This is a genomic window from Pseudomonas graminis, assembly GCF_004364335.1.
GTDB lineage: Bacteria > Pseudomonadota > Gammaproteobacteria > Pseudomonadales > Pseudomonadaceae > Aquipseudomonas > Aquipseudomonas graminis_D.
Genome location: NZ_SOCR01000006.1, coordinates 277,043 through 295,259, shown reverse-complemented (window position 1 = coordinate 295,259; position 18,217 = coordinate 277,043). Strand labels below are relative to the sequence as shown.

Below are 18,217 nucleotides of genomic sequence, written 5' to 3'. Positions count from 1 at the left end.
CTTGCGGGTACTGCTGATCAAAACTTCGTCACTGGGTGATGTGATCCACACCTTACCCGCGCTGACCGACGCCATGGGCGCGCTGCCGGGCATCCAGTTCGACTGGGTGGTGGAAGAGGGCTTTGCCGAGATTCCGACCTGGCATCCGGCGGTCGCCAACGTGATTCCGGTGGCGATCCGTCGCTGGCGCAAGAACCTCTGGCAGACCCTCAAAAATGGTGAATGGCGCCAGTTCAAGCAGCGCCTGCGGGACACCCGCTACGATCTGGTGATCGACGCCCAGGGCCTGCTGAAAAGTGCCTGGCTGACCCGCTACGTCAAAGCGCCCATCGCCGGGCTGGACAAGACCTCGGCGCGCGAGCCCATGGCCGCTCGTTTCTACGATCGCCCCTACGCCGTTGCCCGCGGCCAGCATGCGGTTGAGCGTTTGCGTCAGCTGTTCGGTCAAGCGCTGGGCTATCAGGTGCCTGCGGGATTGGGCGATTACGGCCTTGATCGCAGCCGCCTGCTCACTGCCACAAGCGACGCGCCCTTCGTGCTCTTTCTGCACGGCACCACGTGGGACACCAAACACTGGCCCGAGCTGTATTGGCGACAACTGGCTGAACGCATTATTGGTCAGGGGCTTGAAGTGCGTCTGCCGTGGGGCAACCCGGCCGAGAAGGCGCGGGCAGAGCGCATTGCCGATGGCCTTGATAATGCCGTCGTGTTGCCCAAACTCAATCTGGCAGGCGTTGCTCGCGTGCTGGCAAGCGCCCAGGGCTGCGTCGCCGTTGATACCGGCCTCGGCCACCTGGCCGCAGCGCTGGACGTACCAACCCTGTCGCTGTTCGGCCCGACCAATCCGGGCCTGACCGGCGCCTACGGCCGGTCGCAGGTTCATCTGGCGGCGGAATATCCCGCCTGCGCGCCGTGCCTGCAAAAGAAATGCACCTATCGACCGACCCCTGAAGATCAGCGTCAGGTCGATACCGAACGCGAGTGGCCCATGTGCTTTACTCGCCTGAATCCCGAGCGGGTAGCGAACCAGTTGGGCGCGCTATTGCTGGCAAAGGAACATCCCTGATGCAACTGGCATTCGTGCTTTATAAATACTTCCCCTTCGGTGGCCTGCAACGCGACTTCATGCGCATCGCCCTGGAGTGTCAGCAGCGCGGCCATCAAATCCGCGTCTACACGCTGATCTGGGAAGGCGACGTACCGCCTGGCTTCGAAGTGCTGGTGGCGCCGGTCAAGGCGATCTTCAATCACCGCCGCAACGAAAAGCTCACCGACTGGATGAATGCCGACCTGGCCAAGCGTCCCGTGGACCGGCTGATCGGCTTCAACAAGATGCCCGGCCTGGACGTGTATTACGCCGCCGACGGCTGTTACGAAGACAAAGCTCAGAACCTGCGCCACGGCCTGTACAAATACTGGGGCCGCTACCGTCACTTCGCCGACTACGAGCGCGCGGTGTTCGGCAAAGACGCGAAGACCGAAGTGCTGATGATCTCCGAAGTGCAGCAGCCTCTGTTCATCAAGCATTACGACACGCCGCTTGCGCGCTTTCATCTGTTGCCGCCAGGAATCTCTCAGGACCGCCGCGCGCCGCCGAATGCCGCCGAAATCCGTGCTGAATTCCGTCGCGAGTTCAAGCTGGCTGACGATGACCTGCTGCTCGTGCAGATTGGCTCCGGCTTCAAGACCAAGGGCGTCGATCGCAGCCTCAAGGCATTGGCAGCGCTGCCTGCTGAACTGAAGAAACGCACGCGGCTGTTTGTAATCGGCCAGGACGACCCCAAGGTATTCCAGCTGCAGAGCACAACGCTGGGCCTGGGCGATCACGTCACCTTCATGAAAGGGCGCAGCGACATTCCGCGTTTTCTGTTGGGCGCCGACCTGTTGATTCATCCCGCGTACAACGAAAACACCGGCACCGTGCTACTTGAAGCGCTGGTGGCAGGACTGCCGGTGCTGGTCAGCGCGGTGTGCGGGTACGCCCATTACATCGCCGAAGCCGACAGCGGTCTGGTGCTCGATGAGCCGTTCGAACAGAACCAGCTCAATCAGTATCTTGCCCGCATCCTCAAGGACGACGCCGCGCGCAGCACCTGGAGCCGCAACGGGCTGACATTCGCCGACACGGCTGATCTTTACAGCATGCCGCAGCACGCTGCGGATGTGATTCTGGCGGAGCACCACGGATGAAACTGATCCTTGCTGAACCCTTCAAGAGCCTCTGGGCCGGGCGCGATGCGTTCGAGGCCGTTGAGGCGCTGGAAGGCCAGGTCTATCGCGAACTCGAGAACCGGCGCACGTTGCGCACCGAGGTCGACGGGCGCGGTTATTTCGTCAAGATCCATCGCGGCATCGGTTGGGGTGAAGTGGCGAAAAACCTGCTGACCGCCAAGTTGCCGGTGCTCGGCGCGGGTCAGGAGTGGGACGCGGTCAATCGTCTGCATGAGGTTGGCGTTCCGACCATGACCGCCGTGGCGTACGGCGAGCGCGGCAACAATCCGGCCATGCAGCATTCGTTCATCATCACCGAAGAGCTGGCGCCGACCGAGAGCCTGGAAGATGTCAGCCTCAACTGGCGCACCGAACCGCCCGAGCCACGCATGAAGCGCGCGTACATCGCCGAAGTGGCGCGGCTGGTCGGGATGATGCACCGCGCCGGGGTCAATCACCGCGACTGCTACATCTGCCATTTCTTACTGCACACCGACACGCCGGTCACGCCCGATGACTTCCGGCTTTCAGTGATCGACCTGCACCGCGCCCAGACGCGTCCGGCGATCACCCAGCGCTGGCGCAACAAGGACCTGGCCGCGCTGTATTTCTCGGCGATGGACATTGGCCTGACCCGGCGCGACAAACTGCGCTTTCTCAAGGGCTATTTCCAGCAGCCGCTGCGGCAGATCCAGGCCCAGGAATCGGCGCTTTTGAGCTGGCTTGAAAGCAAGGCCGAAAAGCTCTATCAGCGCAAGTTGCGCTACGGGGACGCGCTCTGATGGCGGGCTGGAAGCTGGAGCCTGGCTACGCCGCGCTGACGGACGACTTCGGCACCCTCGACGCCGTGTTCGCCCTCAAAGGCGAGCGGCTGACCCGGGATCCGCTGTCCGAAGTCATCCGCGTCGAGCGCGGTGGCGTGAATTACTACGTCAAGCGCTACGTCGCTGCCGGCAAGGGTTTGCGCCGATACCTGGGACGGCCACGGGTGAAGTCCGAATGGCAGAACCTCAAGCGCTTCGCCAAGTGGGGCATCCCGACGGCGGAAGTCGTCGCCTGGGGCCTGGAGCGCAATGGCGCTGCGTACGATCGCGGCGCGCTAATCACCCGCGAACTGCCGCGCACCGAAGACCTGTCCGAACTGGCGCGGGTCAACGACACCCGGCTGGACAGCCGTTCATGGGTCAATGGCGTCAGCCAGCAGGTCGCGCGCTACACACGAACCATGCACGACCATCACTTCACCCATAACGATCTGAAGTGGCGCAACCTGCTGGTAGATGATCAATCGACGGTGTTCCTGATCGACTGCCCCAACGGCGCGTTCTGGGTCAGCTTCATGCTGCGCTACCGCATCACCAAAGACCTCGCCTGCCTGGACAAGGTGGCGAAATATCACCTGTCGGCCACTCAGCGCCTGAGGTTCTATCTGCAATACCGTGGTCGTGAACGCTTGAATGATTCTGACAAGAAGCGCATCCGCCACATCGTCAGTTTTTTTGAGGGCCGCGAATGAGTGTTTTCATTGCTGACGCCGACCGGGGGCTGCTGGAGCGGCACGGTCTGGCGGACTTCGATGCGTTGTGGAACGTCGAACTCGACGCGGTGGATGAGCCCAACACCGGTCGCGGCGGCTGGAGCAGTGTGTTTCGCCTGGAGCTGGAAGGCTCCGGTTATTACCTCAAGCGCCAGAGCAACTACCTGACTTACACCCTGCATCACCCGTTTGGCGAGCCTTCGTTTTCCCGAGAGTTTCGCAACATCAGCCTGTATCAGAAGCTGGGCATCCCGGCGCTGCATGCGGTGTTTTACGCAGACAGAAAAATCGACGGCGAGCGTCGCGCGATTCTGATGACCCGCGCGCTGGATGGCTGGACCGATCTGGACACGCTATTGCAAGACTGGCCCGAGCGGCCGGCCGCCGAGCGTCTGGCGATTCTGCAGGCGTGCGGGCAACTGGCGCGCACGCTGCACAAGGCCGGTCAGGTACACGGCTGTTTCTACCCCAAGCATATTTTCATGCGGGCGCGGGGTGGCGAGTACAGGGCGCAGCTGATCGACCTGGAGAAGACGCGCAAGTCGATCTTCGGCCAGCGCGACCGGGTCAAGGACATCGAGCCTTTGCTGCGTCGCGCGCCGGTCTGGAACGAATCGGAAATCCGCGAGCTTCTGGCGGCGTACCTGCACGCCCCGACCGACAGCGGGCTGGTTGACGCCTGGTGGCAGCGTGTTGCCAAACGGGGCAGCCACAAGCGCCGTGACCGGTAGACAAATTGTTTTGCCGCGCTTGATTAATCACCGTCCTGCTCAAAATGTAGGACCCGGCTTGCTGGCGAATGCGGCCTGTCTGGCGACGAGTGTGGGACCGGTGAGTTGCGTTAGCCAGCAAGTCGGCTCCTACAGCACATTTAATGCCTGTCAGGTCTGCGATCTGGACCTGGGCTTGATCAAAGAGGGCGCCGATGCGTTTGTCTGAACTGAAAAACGCCGGTCGCACCCCGGCGCTGCCGATGAACATCGCGCTGGAGGATGCGGCCGGTCCTGCCGAGTTGCAGTTGCTCAGCCTGTTGCGCGTCCTGCCCGGTCAACGGTACGTGGGCGCCGGCATCTGGCGTGGGCGCACGGTGCTGGCGAAGTTGCTGGTCGGTCCGAAAGCCCCTCGGCATTTCCAGCGTGAACGCGACGGTGTACAGGCGCTGGCAAAGCAAGGACTGCCGACCCCATTGCTGCTGGCCGACGGGCTGCAAGAGGGTGAGGGCGGCTGGCTGCTGTTCGAGTTTCTGGATCAGGCCGAAAGCCTGGGCGACGCCTGGAAATCGGTGGAAGCGCTGCCGCCACTGGACGATGAGCAGCAGTCAGTGCTCGGTGATGCGCTGGCCGCCGTGGGTCAGATGCACGCCAAAGGCCTGTGGCAGGAAGACCTGCACTTGGACAACCTGCTGCGTCAGGGTTCGACCTTGTACTTGATCGACGGCGCGGGCATTCGCGTCGAGGAAGCCGGCAAACCGTTGTCCCGGCAAAAGGTGCTGGAGAACCTTGGTGTATTCTTCGCCCAGTTGCCGAAGTCGCTGGAGCCGTTCACCGAAGAACTGCTCGTCTATTACCTGCTGAGCAATGGCGAGCACGGCCTGCCGGTCGAAGCGCTGCAAAAGCAGATCGATAAGGTGCGCAGTTGGCGCCTGCGGGATTACCTGATCAAGATCGGCCGTGAGTGCAGCCTGTTCAGTGTCGAAGACGGGCCGTTTGCCCTGCGCGCGATTCGTCGCGAGGAAGTGACGTCGATGCTGCCGGTGCTGGAGCAGGCCGACGCGCTGGTCGATGGCGGCCATCTGTACAAGACCGGGGGTGCGGCCAGTGTCGCCAAAGCTGACGTCGCTGGCCGCGAACTGGTGATCAAGCGTTACAACATCAAGAGCCTGGCGCACTGGCTCAAGCGTTTCTGGCGACCGTCCCGCGCCTGGCACTCCTGGCGGGAAGGCAATCGGTTGCGGTTCCTCGGCATCGCAACGCCCACACCGCTGGCGCTGCTGGAAAAACGCTTTTTATGGCTGCGCCGCGAGGCGTATCTGGTCACCGAGTTTCTGCCGGGGCCCGACATCATCGAGCGTTTTGCGCCCTACGTGGCGTCGGGCGATGCGCCAGAGGCCGAGTTGCAGGCGCTGGATCTTCTGTTCGCGCAGTTGATCCGCGAGCGCATCAGCCACGGCGATCTCAAGGGCCACAACGTGTTCTGGCACAACGATCGCTGGTCGCTCATCGATCTGGATGCCATGTGTCAGCACGGTTCCCAGACCTCGTTCGCGACGGCGTTCGCCAAAGACCGCGCGCGTTTCATGCGCAACTGGCCGGCGGACAGTGCGCTGCACCAAGTGCTGGAGCAGCGCATTCCGACGGTTTCAAAAACGCCAGACTGACCCGTCAGCTCACATGGTTGAGGTTCATCTCCACCAGGGCGTCGATCAGCGCCTGCACGTTGTCGAACGGCTGGCGATGAACCTGCGGCCATGACTCGCGCTCGACGTAGGCTTTGCCTGCGGTGTTGAACCGTATCGGCGTGTGCTTGAGGGTGCGGTCCCTTGAGCGATGCACGATCGTCGGTCGCAAGGGTTCGGACTCGTCGAGCAGGAACATGCCCGGACTGTGCAATCTAGCGCCAGCCGATACGGCAAGTTGAGGGCGCTTGGGCAGTTCGATCTCCACGAGGAAGTCATTCTTCACCAGCACCGACTCGTGATTGACCCCCGCAGGAACCTGCTCGCCCGGATCGATCATGATGCCGCGGCCTTTGCCATGGGCCACGTCCATCACCCGTACACCAATCCCCTGTTCCAGCTCGGCAATGCCAGGCACGCTGTTTTTGAAGGTGTTGGCATGGGTTTCACCCGCCAGCGCCATCCATTTGTGCGCTCCCATCACCTCCTGGTGCTTGCGTATCGTGCGAGACGCAAAATAGCTGAACACCTGCTGGCGCGTGGTGCTGGAGTGGGTCGGCAGATGGCGGATGAAGTAACTGGCGGCGCAATCGACAGCGCGGACTTCAATGCCATGCCGCCTGGCCTGGACCACCAACCTTTCGAATGAGTAAGCGCCTGTCGGGTCGGTCCGAAACGTTTTGTCCATGCGTTTGAGGTCATGCAGCAGACGTTTGCTCATCAGCCCGGTTTCGGCGAAGCGGTCCAAGTCGGCCTGATGCAGATCGGTCAACAAGTGCTCCATGTACAGCGTCTTTACGTTCTGGCGCGCCAGATGCTCCATGTTGTCGAGAATGAAGCGCTTGCTGGCGAGGGCTGAATGGGATTCGCCAATCACCACGCCCGAGGTGTTTTCATACAACTCTTCGATGAACATGCTCAACGGCGTATCGGCCTTCACTTCAGGCAAGATAACGCGCTCCGGCAAGGCGAGCGTGAGCACCGAGCGAGCGTCTTTCTGCAGCGTACTCGCCAGTTCAAAGAATCTCTCACGCACCTCCACCAGATGACTCTCCACGAAGAAGTAGTCGGGGTTCAGGCCTCTGTGACGGAAGTGGGCAAGGTCATGAAAGGTGCTCTGCATGCCGGCAGGCATTTGATAGCGGTTGTCGACCAGTGACTGGTGAATGGCGCCCAGCGGGTAGTCGTTGCTCCAGGTGGCGACATCGGCGCGGGTCCAGTAGCCAGCCGGATTCCATTCAAAACCGTGGTCACCGGTGTAAGGGTTCACCTCGCTCCTGCGGTGGGAAACGATGGCGCGGCGGTTAGGGTCAAGGCCCCATGCCATGGGCGAGCGTCGTTCAAGCAAACCATACAGCGCATCGTCCAGCGAGGTATCGGATGGACTGACAGGTGAAGAGGCGCCGGCCACATTGTCGATGTTCGGGTTGCCGATCCGTGCCTTGAAGTCTGCACGCGATGCAGCGCTGCTGATGACGGCATCACTGTCCACGGATATCTGGATCGGCGTGCCCAACGGCACGTCTTCGACCCGCAAACTGAGTACGCCTTGCAGTTCGCTGATGCCGGGCTGTTGCTGCCAGGTGTTGGCGGTCCGGTGGTCGAGCAGGGCGATCCAGCGTCGGCCAGGGTGCGTCTGAACATCGCCACTGATGACCTTGTTGCCGAAGAAAACCGCCATCTTTTGCGGCGCGAGGGCGTCACCTGCAGCGGATGCCACATCATTGCCAGCATAGTCATAACTGACCGAGGAACTGAATGGCCGAACCTCGATGCCGTGTCGGTGGGCCGTTTTGATCAGGTGGTAATAGTCGTATTTGTCGCTGCCGTTCTTGAGCGCGCCCTCGTTCACCGTATCCAGATAGTGCTTGATCATGTGGGAGCCGCTGCGCGTCTTGCTGCCGAGGGCCTTGTATTTCTGCAGCTTGTGCGTGTGCTGGTCGGTTTGCAGATGCTCGATGTACAGGACCTCGACCTTGCGTTCTGCCAGCAACGGCATGTTGTCGATCAGCAGTTGCTTGCTGGCGATGGACGTCGGTGCTTCGCCAATCACCAGACCACCGGATTTCTCCAGTGCCGCCTCGAAGAACGCCTGGGGCGTCACGCCATCTTCCAGCAACGGCAAGTCGGGTTTGCCCGGAAGGGGCGGCTGTTCGAAAAATGCCTTGGCGTCGCGGTAGAGATTCTGGCGCAGGGTCTGGTAGGTCGAACGACCGCCCTGGAAAATGTCATCAAAAAATTCATGCAGACCGAATGGGCCTCCTTCAAAGTTCTCAGCCTGCCTTGGGCTGACGATGCCGAAGACATAGGGTTGTAGCGATTCCGGCATTTCGTAATCGCTCACGTCACCCACCGCTGTGGCGGGGCCTGCCGGGGTTTCATCCAGACGGCTGAACGACGGGAAAACGCCGCCGCGCAACCCGGCAGTCTCAAGCAGTTGCCACTGGCCCTGGCTGTCGAGGCGCACTGTTTGCCGGCCGAAGAAGGCAAACGGGTTGTTTGGGTCAACAATCTGCCAGGCGGCCAGCCGTACGTCGTACTGGACCTGATAGGTCTGCCCTTGCATGGCGATGTAACAGTTGCCACGAACAACGCTGACCCCTTGCCCATGCGGGCGGTTCAAGGGGATGGCGTCCGCCAGAGACACATCCACCGCGTGCAGCGCAGGTGCGACGGTATTTGCTGCGACCCCCACCGGCGGGTTGTCCTGCTGCAATGCTCTCCATACGCCAGTCACATCGGTTTGCGCGTAGCGGCCGGTGGACTGAAGCGTTTCCGGGATCAGCGCTCGGGTCCGGTACAGCGGAACGTGACGGTTGGCAGATTGAGGCGCAGCCCAGAACAGTTCGTTCTCAACTGCCACTGGCTGCAGCGTCTCGTCGGTGGCATGGGCAACCGAGCGGGCGTACCTGCCGGCGGCTTTTGGTCCGCGCAGGTCCCTCAACACGCCGCCCAGCCCCTTGATTCCAGAATGCAGATCGCCTGCAGCGCCCGCGGTGTTGAGCCAGGCGCTGAGTACGTAAAAGCTGGCGGTGGCGTGATCCCGCTCGTCGAGGGCTTTTAACGCGCGATAACCATCTGCGCTTGCGATGAGCATGCCGACGGCAAAACTGGTGGGCGGGAAGGGCAGGGTCACTGCAGTGGCGATCAGCTCAAGGCTGTTCCAGACCTGGCGCAAGAGCATGTCTGCGCGCCCGGTCCGGGTGTCCGCGACATCCTGGATCTTGCGCTCGATCACTTGGTTGAAGCACACGTCATACAGATTGCTGAACGGCTGGTTCGGCAGCGCGGGTTTGCGACCACGGCCTTTTTTCAGTTCTGCCAGGGCAAATGCCAGCGGCATCCCGGCCTTCAAGCGGGCGCGGCTGAGGTAGTAATCGCCCATGCCTGCACTCAGCAGCGTGTTACTGAACGCGCTTAGCGGTCGGAAGGCGCGACCGTCCGGAGCCTGGGGCGTATACAGCAGCACCTGCTCCAGCGTGCTCGCCTCAGGCGGCGCGAGCAGGAAGCAGCCGTGAATGACCTCTGCACGGGAGGCGATGACCATCACATCCACGTTCAATTGCAGGGGATAAACCGGATAGCGCAGGCGCTCCGCCGGGCTGCTGTGATGCATGTTGAGGATGGAAATGTTGAGCCAGCTCAGTTGCGAGGCGTCGATGTGGCCTTCGAGGAAGCTGCGCAAGGCATCGGCGCGCATTTGCAGTTGCATCAGCAGCAGGCTCTGTAGACGGCGCCAGTCGTAGCCCTCGCTTGCAGGCGCCAGCAGTTGCCCACGAATCATCGCGATGTACTGATCGGCCAGCCACTGACCGCGAACCGAGCCGGCCACTTTTTCCGGGCTCAGTGGCGTGAGGTCAACGCCCTCGGGGCCGCTGAAGGTGGCGGTGGTGTCGGCAGCCGGGTTGAGCAGGCCCAGTGTGTCGTCGTAACCGTCGCGCAGCATCTGGGTGTAGGAAAGAGTCTCGCGGGGTGTATGAATGATGATGTGGTCAGGGTCCACTGTGTCGGGCGGCAGGCCCAGCAGCGCATTGATCTTGCGGCGTGCAGCCTGATGAACGTAGGTGTTGAAGTCGGTCACCTGGGTGTGTGGGGCGGCTTGGTAGGCGTCACCCGCCGCAACGATCGCATCCTCCAGTGCCACCATTTTCTGACGCTGCTCCGCGGATGCCCGCAGGAACCAGTCCGGTGTGTGCAGACGTTGCTCGGAGAGCATCACCTCGATGCGTGCCGACACCAGCGCGCGCAAGCCGCTGTTGTAATCGGGCAGGGTTGCATAGCTGATCCATTCCTCGGCCGGCGCGGGCTTTTCGCTCAAATCATGCAGTTGGTCTTTCAGGGCATCCCTTCTGTCCGCAGTGATCTGTTCCAGCAGGAACTGATGCATGTCGGCGGATCGGCTCCAGCTGACAAGCTCGCCGAGCAGCTGACGTTCGTTGTCGAAACGTTGGAAATGCCGGGCGCGCGGGTTGTCCGGGGTGAACATCAGCAACCCGTCCGACTGCCCCGACGCATCGAGCTTGCGCAACAGCAGCATGCTGCTCAGGGTGTCACGCCCATTGAGCTTGATCTGCTGCACGGTAACGGCCGGGTTTCTCGGGGCGACAGTGTCCGGATCCAGTGACTCGATGAGGGCCAGGTCAGAGGGCTGAATGTGCCCCTGTAACTCAGCCCCACGGGCCTGCGCGATGAGTTGATGATGCATCGCTTCGCTCATTAGGCGCTGGGTGGTAGGCGAACCGAGCGCCTGGCGCTGGGCGGGTCCGAAACGGCTTCGCAGGTCTTGCTCGTTGATGACCTCGGCGAGGTAGGTCGGGGTCAGGTCGCTGTACTCAGGCTCAAGGGGCAGGCGGTTGCAGGTGATTCGGCTGTGGGTCTGGAAGGCTGAACCTGACGCTGCGTCGCCAAGGTGCAGGCCGTAAAGCGCCAGATGCGTCAGGGTTCGGCTGACGGTGAAGACTTCACCGGTGATGGGCTGCGTGCGTTCGGTGCTGATCAGGACCTCATCCGGATCAAGGTCAATGCCCAGATCATTGGCCAATCGTGCCCGCAGACGACTTCGCGCGAACTGTTGCGGGGACGCGGCGCCGTCCATGACGCTCATCAATGTGCTGCGCGCGCGCTCGTAATTCAGCAGGCCAGAAGCGTAACGCTCGCGCTGCTCGACACTCGCCATTTCCAGCCAGTCGGGGCATGCGCGGCGCGCTTCACGTTGGGCGAGGCGATCCTCTGCAGCCGCAATGGCGCCCTCGGGGCCCCAGGATTTCGGCTGGCGGAGCAGGTCTTCAAGTCTGGCCATCAGGGTCTGAGCCGACAGGCTGGGGCCGGTCTTGAACAGCGCGTCGATGTCTACACGCTGGCTGCCCAGCAGGCGATCAAAGGCGTGATCGTAAGGTGATCCCTTGACGGGCTTTAGGTGAAAGTCCGAAGGGTGAGTGGTTTCCAGAAACACATCGCCCCCGGATGAGATCTCGAGCCATGCATCGCGTGTGCTGTCGTGCATCAGGCGCAGAAGAGGCAGGCGCAGGAGCGGGTGATTGATGCGACGGGCGAGTTCTTGCTGCAATGCCTCGTTCGACACAAAGCCTTCAACACCTTGTCCTGGCAACCAGAGCAGGGTCTGCCCCGGCTGGGCGGTCGCAACGATCGCGCCGGCGAATTCGATGCAACGCTGAGCATCAAGTTGGAGTTCGAGGGCGCTGAACACCACGTGCTCCTGCGCATCCATTCCCGGCAGGCAGCGGGAATAGTCGCGGTGCAGTTCGCCTTCTTCGATGTTCAGCAGCAGGTCGTCGCGCAGGGTCAATTCGATGCAGGTCACGAACAGCTCGCGCCGCGAAATATCACGCGCACTGGCCTGCGCCCAAAAGCGCTCAATGGCCGAGTGCAGAGGCGTTGCCTGGTCCAGGGGCGTGAGGCCGGGTGAAGCGTTAATGAAATTCTTTGCGTCCGGTAGCTGCTGGCATTCGGCGTCGAGAACAGCGGCGAGCGTTGTCAGCCGATCCAGTGCGGGCGGGTTGGGGGAAAATGTTTCCATGGTGCAGCATTCCTGATTGATCTCCGCGCGATAAGGTTGCGCAAGAGCCGGGCGAGAACCCGATGATTCGTCGAGCGATCAATCAATCAGAACGCCGGGGTGCGTGGTGCTAAATAGTTAACGCACGAGGTGAGGGGCGAGCGTGTAGGACCGGCTTCAGCCGGGAAGGTGCCATGTCACAACATCGACGGCGTACACACAGGTCTCTTACCGGCTAAAGCCTGTCGCACACGAGCATCGCGCGGCACTTCATTCCCTGCGACCACTTCCAGAGCCATTACGCTATAATCCCGCCCTTTAGCTGTCTGCCGCCGTGGCGCCAGACACACCTTATTTGTCAGGCGCGTGATGCCTGCATGCAGACTTAAGAGGCTAGACCCTAGTGGCATTGACGATCCTTGGCCTGTCCGGCGCCCTTAGCCATGATCCTTCCGCAGCCCTGTACATCGACGGCAAGCTGGTTGCTGCCGCCGAAGAAGAGCGTTTCGTTCGCGACAAGCATGCCAAGAACCGCATGCCCTATGAATCAGCGAAATTCTGCCTCGAGCAAGCGGGCATCAAGCCTTCCGATGTCGACGTCGTCGCCATTCCCTTCGCGCCCATCAGCCTGTTCGGCGAAGCGCGCTGGCACTACGCCAAACGCTACTGGTATGCACCGGACCGCGCACTCGACGCGATCCTGATGGGCAACCGCCGCTACAAGCGCTATCGCAACAAAATCGTCTGGTGCCTGGAACAACTGGGTTTCGATCCGAAAAAGATCAAGATCGAACCCGTCGAGCACCACCTGGCCCACGCCTCCAGCGCTTACCACTGCTCCGGCTTCCAGGAGAAAACCGCGATCCTCGGCATCGACGGCAAGGGCGAGTACGCCACCACCTTCTTCGGGTACGGCGAAAACGGCAAGATTCACAAGATCAAGGAATTCTTCGATCCGGACTCTCTCGGTGGCCTGTATGGCGCGATTACCGAGTTCCTCGGTTTCGAGATGCTCGACGGCGAATTCAAAGTCATGGGCATGGCGCCTTACGGCGACGCGACCAAATACGATTTCTCGCGCCTGGCTACGTTTGAAAACGGCGAATTGGTGATCAACACCGAATACGCCAACGTCATCGGCCTGCGTCGCTACAAAGAGAAGGGCAAGGGCTTCTACTTCTCGCCGAAACTGATCGAATGGCTGGGTCCAAAGCGCGAAGGCGACATTGCCGACGAGCCGTACATCCATTACGCCGCCAGCATGCAGGCGCTGTTCGAGAAGCTGTCGCTGCAGATGATCGACCACTACCTGGGTGACATTCTCAAGGAAACCGGCAAGCTCGCCTTTGCCGGCGGCTGTGCGCTGAACGTCAAACTGAACCAGAAAATCATCGCGCGCCCTGACGTCAAAGAGCTGTTCGTTCAGCCGGCGTCGGGTGATGCCGGCACTGCCGTCGGTGCCGCTGCCTACGTTTCCCACGCGCGTGGCGTGCCGGTCGAGAAGATGGAGCACGTCTACCTCGGCCCGTCCTACAGCAACGAAGACGTTATCGCCGCATGCGCCCGCCACCCGAGCAAGCCGGCCTGGCGCCAGATCGACAAGACCCCCGAGCGCATCGCCAAAATCATGGTCGCGGGCAACCCGGTGGCCTGGTTCCAGGGCCGCATGGAATTTGGTCCTCGCGCCCTCGGTGGTCGTTCGATCATCGGCTGCCCGAGCATTGCCGGCGTGGCCGATCGCATCAACCATCAGATCAAGTTCCGCGAGCGCTGGAGGCCTTTCTGCCCGTCGATGCTGGACACCGTTGCGCCGCAGATGATCAAGATCGATCATCCGGCGCCTTTCATGACCTTCACCTTCGAAGTGGCGGAAGAGTGGAAAACCCGCGTGCCGGAAGTCGTCCACGAAGACGGTACCTCCCGCGCCCAGGTGCTCAAGCGCGAGTACAACCCGCGTTACTACGACATGATGAAGGCGCTCGAAGACCTGACCGGCAACGGCGTCTCGCTCAATACTTCGCTCAATCGTCGTGGCGAGCCGATGATCTGCTCCCCGACCGATGCGTTGAATATGTTCTTCGGCTCCGATCTGGAGTACCTGATCATGGAAGACATTCTGGTGGTCAAAGACGGCGTGGACACCCATGACACGCTCAGCTGAGCGCCATGTTCTCCAGTTCTGCCACGGCTATGACGGGCCGTTCCTCGACTGCGCCCGTCAATACGCCAGCCTGTTCGTGGGCAGGGGATACCGTGTCACCACGGTATTCCTGACCGGCGCCGCCGATGCCGAAGTTGCCGCCAGTTGCGCGTCGGACGAAGTGCTGTTCATGGAGTACAGCTCCAAAGCCATCGGCGGTATGAAGGTGGGAGCGATCCGCGATCTGCGCAAGATCGCGGCGTCGCGCAGCTTTCAGTTTTGCATCACCCACCGTTTCAAGCCGACCTACATTGCGCTGGTCGCGACCCGATTGCCGGTGATCGGTGTCCATCATGCGTTTGGTGATTATCGGCGCCGCAGTCGCAAGGTGCTGGCGAACCTGTTCCGCTCCCGCCTGAGCCTGCTGGGCGTGTCAGATGCCGTGCGTGATGATATTCGTGCCTGCCTGCCGAAATGGCCGGCGGACCGTATTCAGACCCTTTATAACCGCATCGACGTCGATCAGCTGACCGCTACGCTCCTGTCCCGTGAGGAAGCCCGTGACGCTTTGGGGTTGGCGCCGGATGCGTGGGTAGTGGGCAATGTTGGCCGGCTGCACCCCGACAAGGACCAGTCGACGCTGCTGCGCGGATTCGCCCAGGCGTTGCCCGACCTGCCCGCCGATAGCCAACTGGTGATCCTGGGTCAGGGCCGGCTGGAACAGGACCTCAAGCACCTGGCGGCCGAGCTGGGAATCGGCCACGAGGTCATGCTGGCAGGGCAGGTGACTCAGGCCAGTCGCTACTTCAAAGCCTTCGACGTGTTCGCACTGAGTTCCGATCACGAGCCCTTCGGCATGGTGCTGCTGGAAGCCATGGTGGCCGGCGTGCCCCTGCTGGCAACCGCCTGTGGCGGCGCGAAAGAGGTCGTTGAAGGCGTGGGCATTCTGTTCCCGCTGGGCGGTGCCGAGCCTCTGGCTCAGGGGCTGATACATCTATCGCGGATGGACGCCGAGCTGCGTCAGTCCTGTGCGGATGCGATGTTGCAACGGCTGCACGACCGCTTCAGTGACGAGGCGGTAAAAGCGGTTTTCTGGCAGTTGCCGCAAGTCGTCGCGCTCACCTCGGAAACCTGATTTTATTCGAACCGCTGGCAGCCATTGGCCTCTCATAGCAATGAACACCCGGCTGCATAGCACAGGATATGGATTGGAATGGTTGTAAAAAATTTGCCGGCGCGTGCGGGTTACATTGCAGGTTTACTGCTTGCAGTGGTGATGCTGATCATATTTCTGGGGCCGTTCTGGTGGCCCGGTGAGTCAAGTTCCTGGGCGGCGTTCATTCGCGCGGCGCTGGTCATTGCCTTGCTCTGCGCGGCGCCGGCGCTGAGTCGGCGATCATTTTCAGTCAGTCCGTTGACCTACACCGTCCTGCTGCTGTTCGCCTATCTGCTGATGAACAGCCTCATGGCAGGCGACGACATGAAATCCCTGCGTCGGCTTCTGCTCATCCTGGTGTTTTTCATCGGCGTTGGCGTGATACGGGCGAGCGGCACCTTCGACTGGGAAAAAATCCTCAAGATATCGGTAGCAGTGGTCGCGCTGTTCGCCGCATTTTCGATGCTCAACCTGGCCATCCACGGCGCGTTCGTCCTGGGCTATCGGCAGATGTCACTGGCCGGCTCGGGTGTGACCGATGTGGCGGATTTCGGTAACACCATCGTTGCCGGCATGAACTACGGCCTGTTTCTGCTGGCGGGGATCTGGCTGACATTACGTTCCAGACGCCGTGCCGAAATTGTCCTCTGGCTGCTGTGCTGCGCCCTTATTGCCACCTACATCTATTTCACTTTCGCGCGCAGCGCCTGGCTGGCGTCATCGGTCGGCGGGATGGTCCTGCTCGGCACCATGACCAGTGGCAAATTGCGTCGCAACATCTTGATCCCGGCGGCTATCGTCATCGCGCTTGTGCTGATATTCGGCTTCAGCGAGCTGGCTTATGAGGTGCAGACCCGCGGCGTGACGGGGCGCAACGAAGTCTGGCTCGCCGTGTTCGAGCGACTGGCCGGCCATTGGTGGTTCGGGGTTGGCGCGGGTACGCCGCTCGGGGACGTTCACCTCTCCACCGGGCAAGTCGTGCGCAACACCCATGGCTTGTATTTCGAGGTGCTCTACCAGTTCGGCATCGTCGGTCTGGCGCTGCTGCTGGCGACGATGCTGCACGCCGGCGCCTGCCTGGCGCAAGCGCGCCAGACCTCGGAGATCGCCCGGCTCTGGCTGGCTATCCTCTGCTCTGTTGGTGTGGTGATGACGGTTGAGCTGCACACCTTCGTCGGCTCACCCAATCTGGTGTGGGAATGGCTCTGGCTCCCGCTGGCTGGCGCGGTCGCGATCTCCCGGGAGGCGCGGCGTGCTGAGGGTTGAAGCGCGTGGCGAACAACGCTGGCTGGTAGGGCTTGATCTGGAAGTTTGCCTGCAGGACTTCGCGCAGTCCCGGAGTTCTGTCACAGGGCCGGTGTTGCTGCTGGCGTCCGGGCCCTCGGCGAACGATTTTCCGCTTCCCCGTTACCGGAGCGTGCCGGTCGTCGCCATGAACGGCTCGATCGTGCGCTGCGTCGACGAGGGTATTCGGCCTTTCTACTACCTGTGTGACGACCCGAATTTTGTTATCGGCCGGCCCGCACTGGCGCTGATGGGCGTCAGCCACGGCGAGCATCTGGCGATGAGTCTGGATGTGCTTCAGGCGATTCACTCGGCCGACGCCACGGCCCTGATCGGCAAGAAGATCTATCTGCTGGAGCGAGTCAATCGCCAGGAAGGCAAGACCGTCATGTCGGATCGGGCCTATGCGTGGTCAATCCGCAACGACGACGAGTTGATCTCCAACTTTTCCCTGTTGCGCCGCAAGCCCAACCGCATCGGCTTCAGCCTGAACCTCAAACGCGGCTATTTCGGCAGCCGAACCATTCCTTTTGGCGCCTTGCAGCTGGTCGGTCATCTGGGGTTTCGTCAGGTGTTCGTGGTCGGGATGGACCTGCGCCAGAGCGGGGGGCGCTTTTACGAGAAGGGAGAAGCCGCTTTGCCCAGCAGTCTGGATGAGGATTTCGAGCAATACATCCTGCCGAGCTTCGCGCTGATGGCCCGCAAGATCCTGCCCCGAACCGGCATGCAGGTGTTCAATCTATCCAGCGTCAGTCGCATGCCGGAGCGGGTCATTCCCAAAATCACCCTGCAGCGCCTCGACGAGCTGTTGGGCGTTCAGCCCGACGCGTCTACGCAAACAGCGCCGTCAACCGCGCCGTGAAGTGGGCGCTCCGGCCTTTGGTGTAAGCCGAAATAAACGCTACGCCCGCATCGCTTTCCACCAGCCACGCGCGATCTTCCTTGTACCTGAGCAGGTGCTGGAAATTGCGCAGCCGCTTCGAGTCGCTCAACCTTCTACGCTGGCACTTCATGTCGGAGATATCGATCAGCCCCAGTTTCGACTCGGGGGTAAGGATCACGTTGCCCAGATGCAACGAGCGGAAGTAGACGCCGCGATCGTGCAAGTGGGCGATAAACGTACCCAGTTCAGCCCTTAGTGGCGCGCTTTCACCGTGCTTTTTCAGTACCTGGCGGATGGTCAGGCCGGGCAGCGGCGTGTAGCGCACGCCGTCGCGGCTGATGCTGGCAATTCGATAGGTAGCGATGACGTCGGGGCAGGGAATGCCGCGTTTTTTGAGGGCGTCGATGTTGTCGGCGAAGCGTTGCGCGTAGGGAAACAGCAAGGCCGAGCTGATCAGGCGCTTGCGGCGGAACAGTTTGAGAATGGTGCCGTCCTCAAGCAACAGAACCTTGTCCCCGGATCCGTCCGCTTCGAGCACGGTGGCGTTTTCTCGCAAGGCCAGATAGGCGCTGTGTTCCATTGGATGCATCGGCAT

General features: G+C 61.5%; 12 protein-coding genes. 10 read left to right on the top strand and 2 right to left on the bottom strand.

The window, feature by feature from the left end:
• Nucleotide 1: 1 nt before the first annotated feature.
• The 6 genes from waaC (at nt 2) to EC919_RS13465 (ending at nt 6,125) form a co-directional block, all read left to right on the top strand.
• Nucleotides 2–1,066 carry a lipopolysaccharide heptosyltransferase I gene (waaC, locus tag EC919_RS13490; RefSeq protein WP_133774634.1) on the top strand — a complete coding sequence of 355 codons (1,065 nt, stop codon included), beginning with the start codon at nt 2–4 and terminating at the stop codon, nt 1,064–1,066.
• Nucleotides 1,066–2,190: a glycosyltransferase family 4 protein gene (locus EC919_RS13485; RefSeq protein WP_133774632.1), complete on the top strand. Its 1,125-nt coding sequence runs from the start codon at nt 1,066–1,068 to the stop codon at nt 2,188–2,190. The genes waaC and EC919_RS13485 overlap by 1 nt, the downstream gene beginning before the upstream one ends.
• Entirely contained in the window at nt 2,187–2,993 is an 807-nt protein-coding gene (gene rfaP, locus EC919_RS13480) for a lipopolysaccharide core heptose(I) kinase RfaP (protein WP_133774630.1), read from the top strand. Before EC919_RS13485 ends, rfaP begins: the two co-directional genes overlap by 4 nt.
• The gene (locus tag EC919_RS13475) at nt 2,993–3,727 is read left to right on the top strand and encodes a lipopolysaccharide kinase InaA family protein (protein WP_133774628.1); all 735 of its coding nucleotides are present in this window, start codon (nt 2,993–2,995) and stop codon (nt 3,725–3,727) included. Before rfaP ends, EC919_RS13475 begins: the two co-directional genes overlap by 1 nt.
• Entirely contained in the window at nt 3,724–4,479 is a 756-nt protein-coding gene (locus tag EC919_RS13470; RefSeq protein ID WP_133774626.1) for a lipopolysaccharide kinase InaA family protein, read from the top strand. Before EC919_RS13475 ends, EC919_RS13470 begins: the two co-directional genes overlap by 4 nt.
• Before the next feature lie 194 nt (nt 4,480–4,673).
• Entirely contained in the window at nt 4,674–6,125 is a 1,452-nt protein-coding gene (locus EC919_RS13465; protein WP_133774624.1) for a lipopolysaccharide kinase InaA family protein, read from the top strand.
• 4 nt (nt 6,126–6,129) lie between these two features.
• Here EC919_RS13465 and EC919_RS13460 read toward each other — a convergent pair whose 3' ends face one another.
• Nucleotides 6,130–12,180: a membrane-targeted effector domain-containing toxin gene (locus tag EC919_RS13460; protein WP_133774622.1), complete on the bottom strand. Its 6,051-nt coding sequence runs from the start codon at nt 12,178–12,180 to the stop codon at nt 6,130–6,132.
• Nucleotides 12,181–12,562: 382 nt separating this feature from the next.
• Here EC919_RS13460 and EC919_RS13455 point away from each other — a divergent pair, with 382 nt between their 5' ends.
• The 4 genes from EC919_RS13455 to EC919_RS13440 all read left to right on the top strand — a co-directional run bounded on the left by EC919_RS13455 (nt 12,563) and on the right by EC919_RS13440 (nt 17,601).
• Nucleotides 12,563–14,320, top strand: coding sequence for a carbamoyltransferase family protein (locus EC919_RS13455; RefSeq protein WP_133774620.1), 1,758 nt, complete (start codon nt 12,563–12,565; stop codon nt 14,318–14,320).
• Nucleotides 14,304–15,434, top strand: a complete 1,131-nt coding sequence (locus tag EC919_RS13450) for a glycosyltransferase (RefSeq protein ID WP_133774618.1) — start codon at nt 14,304–14,306, stop codon at nt 15,432–15,434. The genes EC919_RS13455 and EC919_RS13450 overlap by 17 nt, the downstream gene beginning before the upstream one ends.
• Nucleotides 15,435–15,512: 78 nt before the next feature.
• Nucleotides 15,513–16,721, top strand: a complete 1,209-nt coding sequence (locus EC919_RS13445) for an O-antigen ligase family protein (RefSeq protein WP_133774616.1) — start codon at nt 15,513–15,515, stop codon at nt 16,719–16,721.
• Nucleotides 16,708–17,601, top strand: a complete 894-nt coding sequence (locus EC919_RS13440) for a lipopolysaccharide core biosynthesis protein (RefSeq protein ID WP_133774614.1) — start codon at nt 16,708–16,710, stop codon at nt 17,599–17,601. The genes EC919_RS13445 and EC919_RS13440 overlap by 14 nt, the downstream gene beginning before the upstream one ends.
• Here the strand turns inward: EC919_RS13440 and EC919_RS13435 are convergent.
• Nucleotides 17,570–18,211: a lipopolysaccharide kinase InaA family protein gene (locus tag EC919_RS13435; protein WP_133774612.1), complete on the bottom strand. Its 642-nt coding sequence runs from the start codon at nt 18,209–18,211 to the stop codon at nt 17,570–17,572. The two genes, EC919_RS13440 and EC919_RS13435, sit on opposite strands and share 32 nt — an antisense overlap.
• Nucleotides 18,212–18,217: the final 6 nt, after the last annotated feature.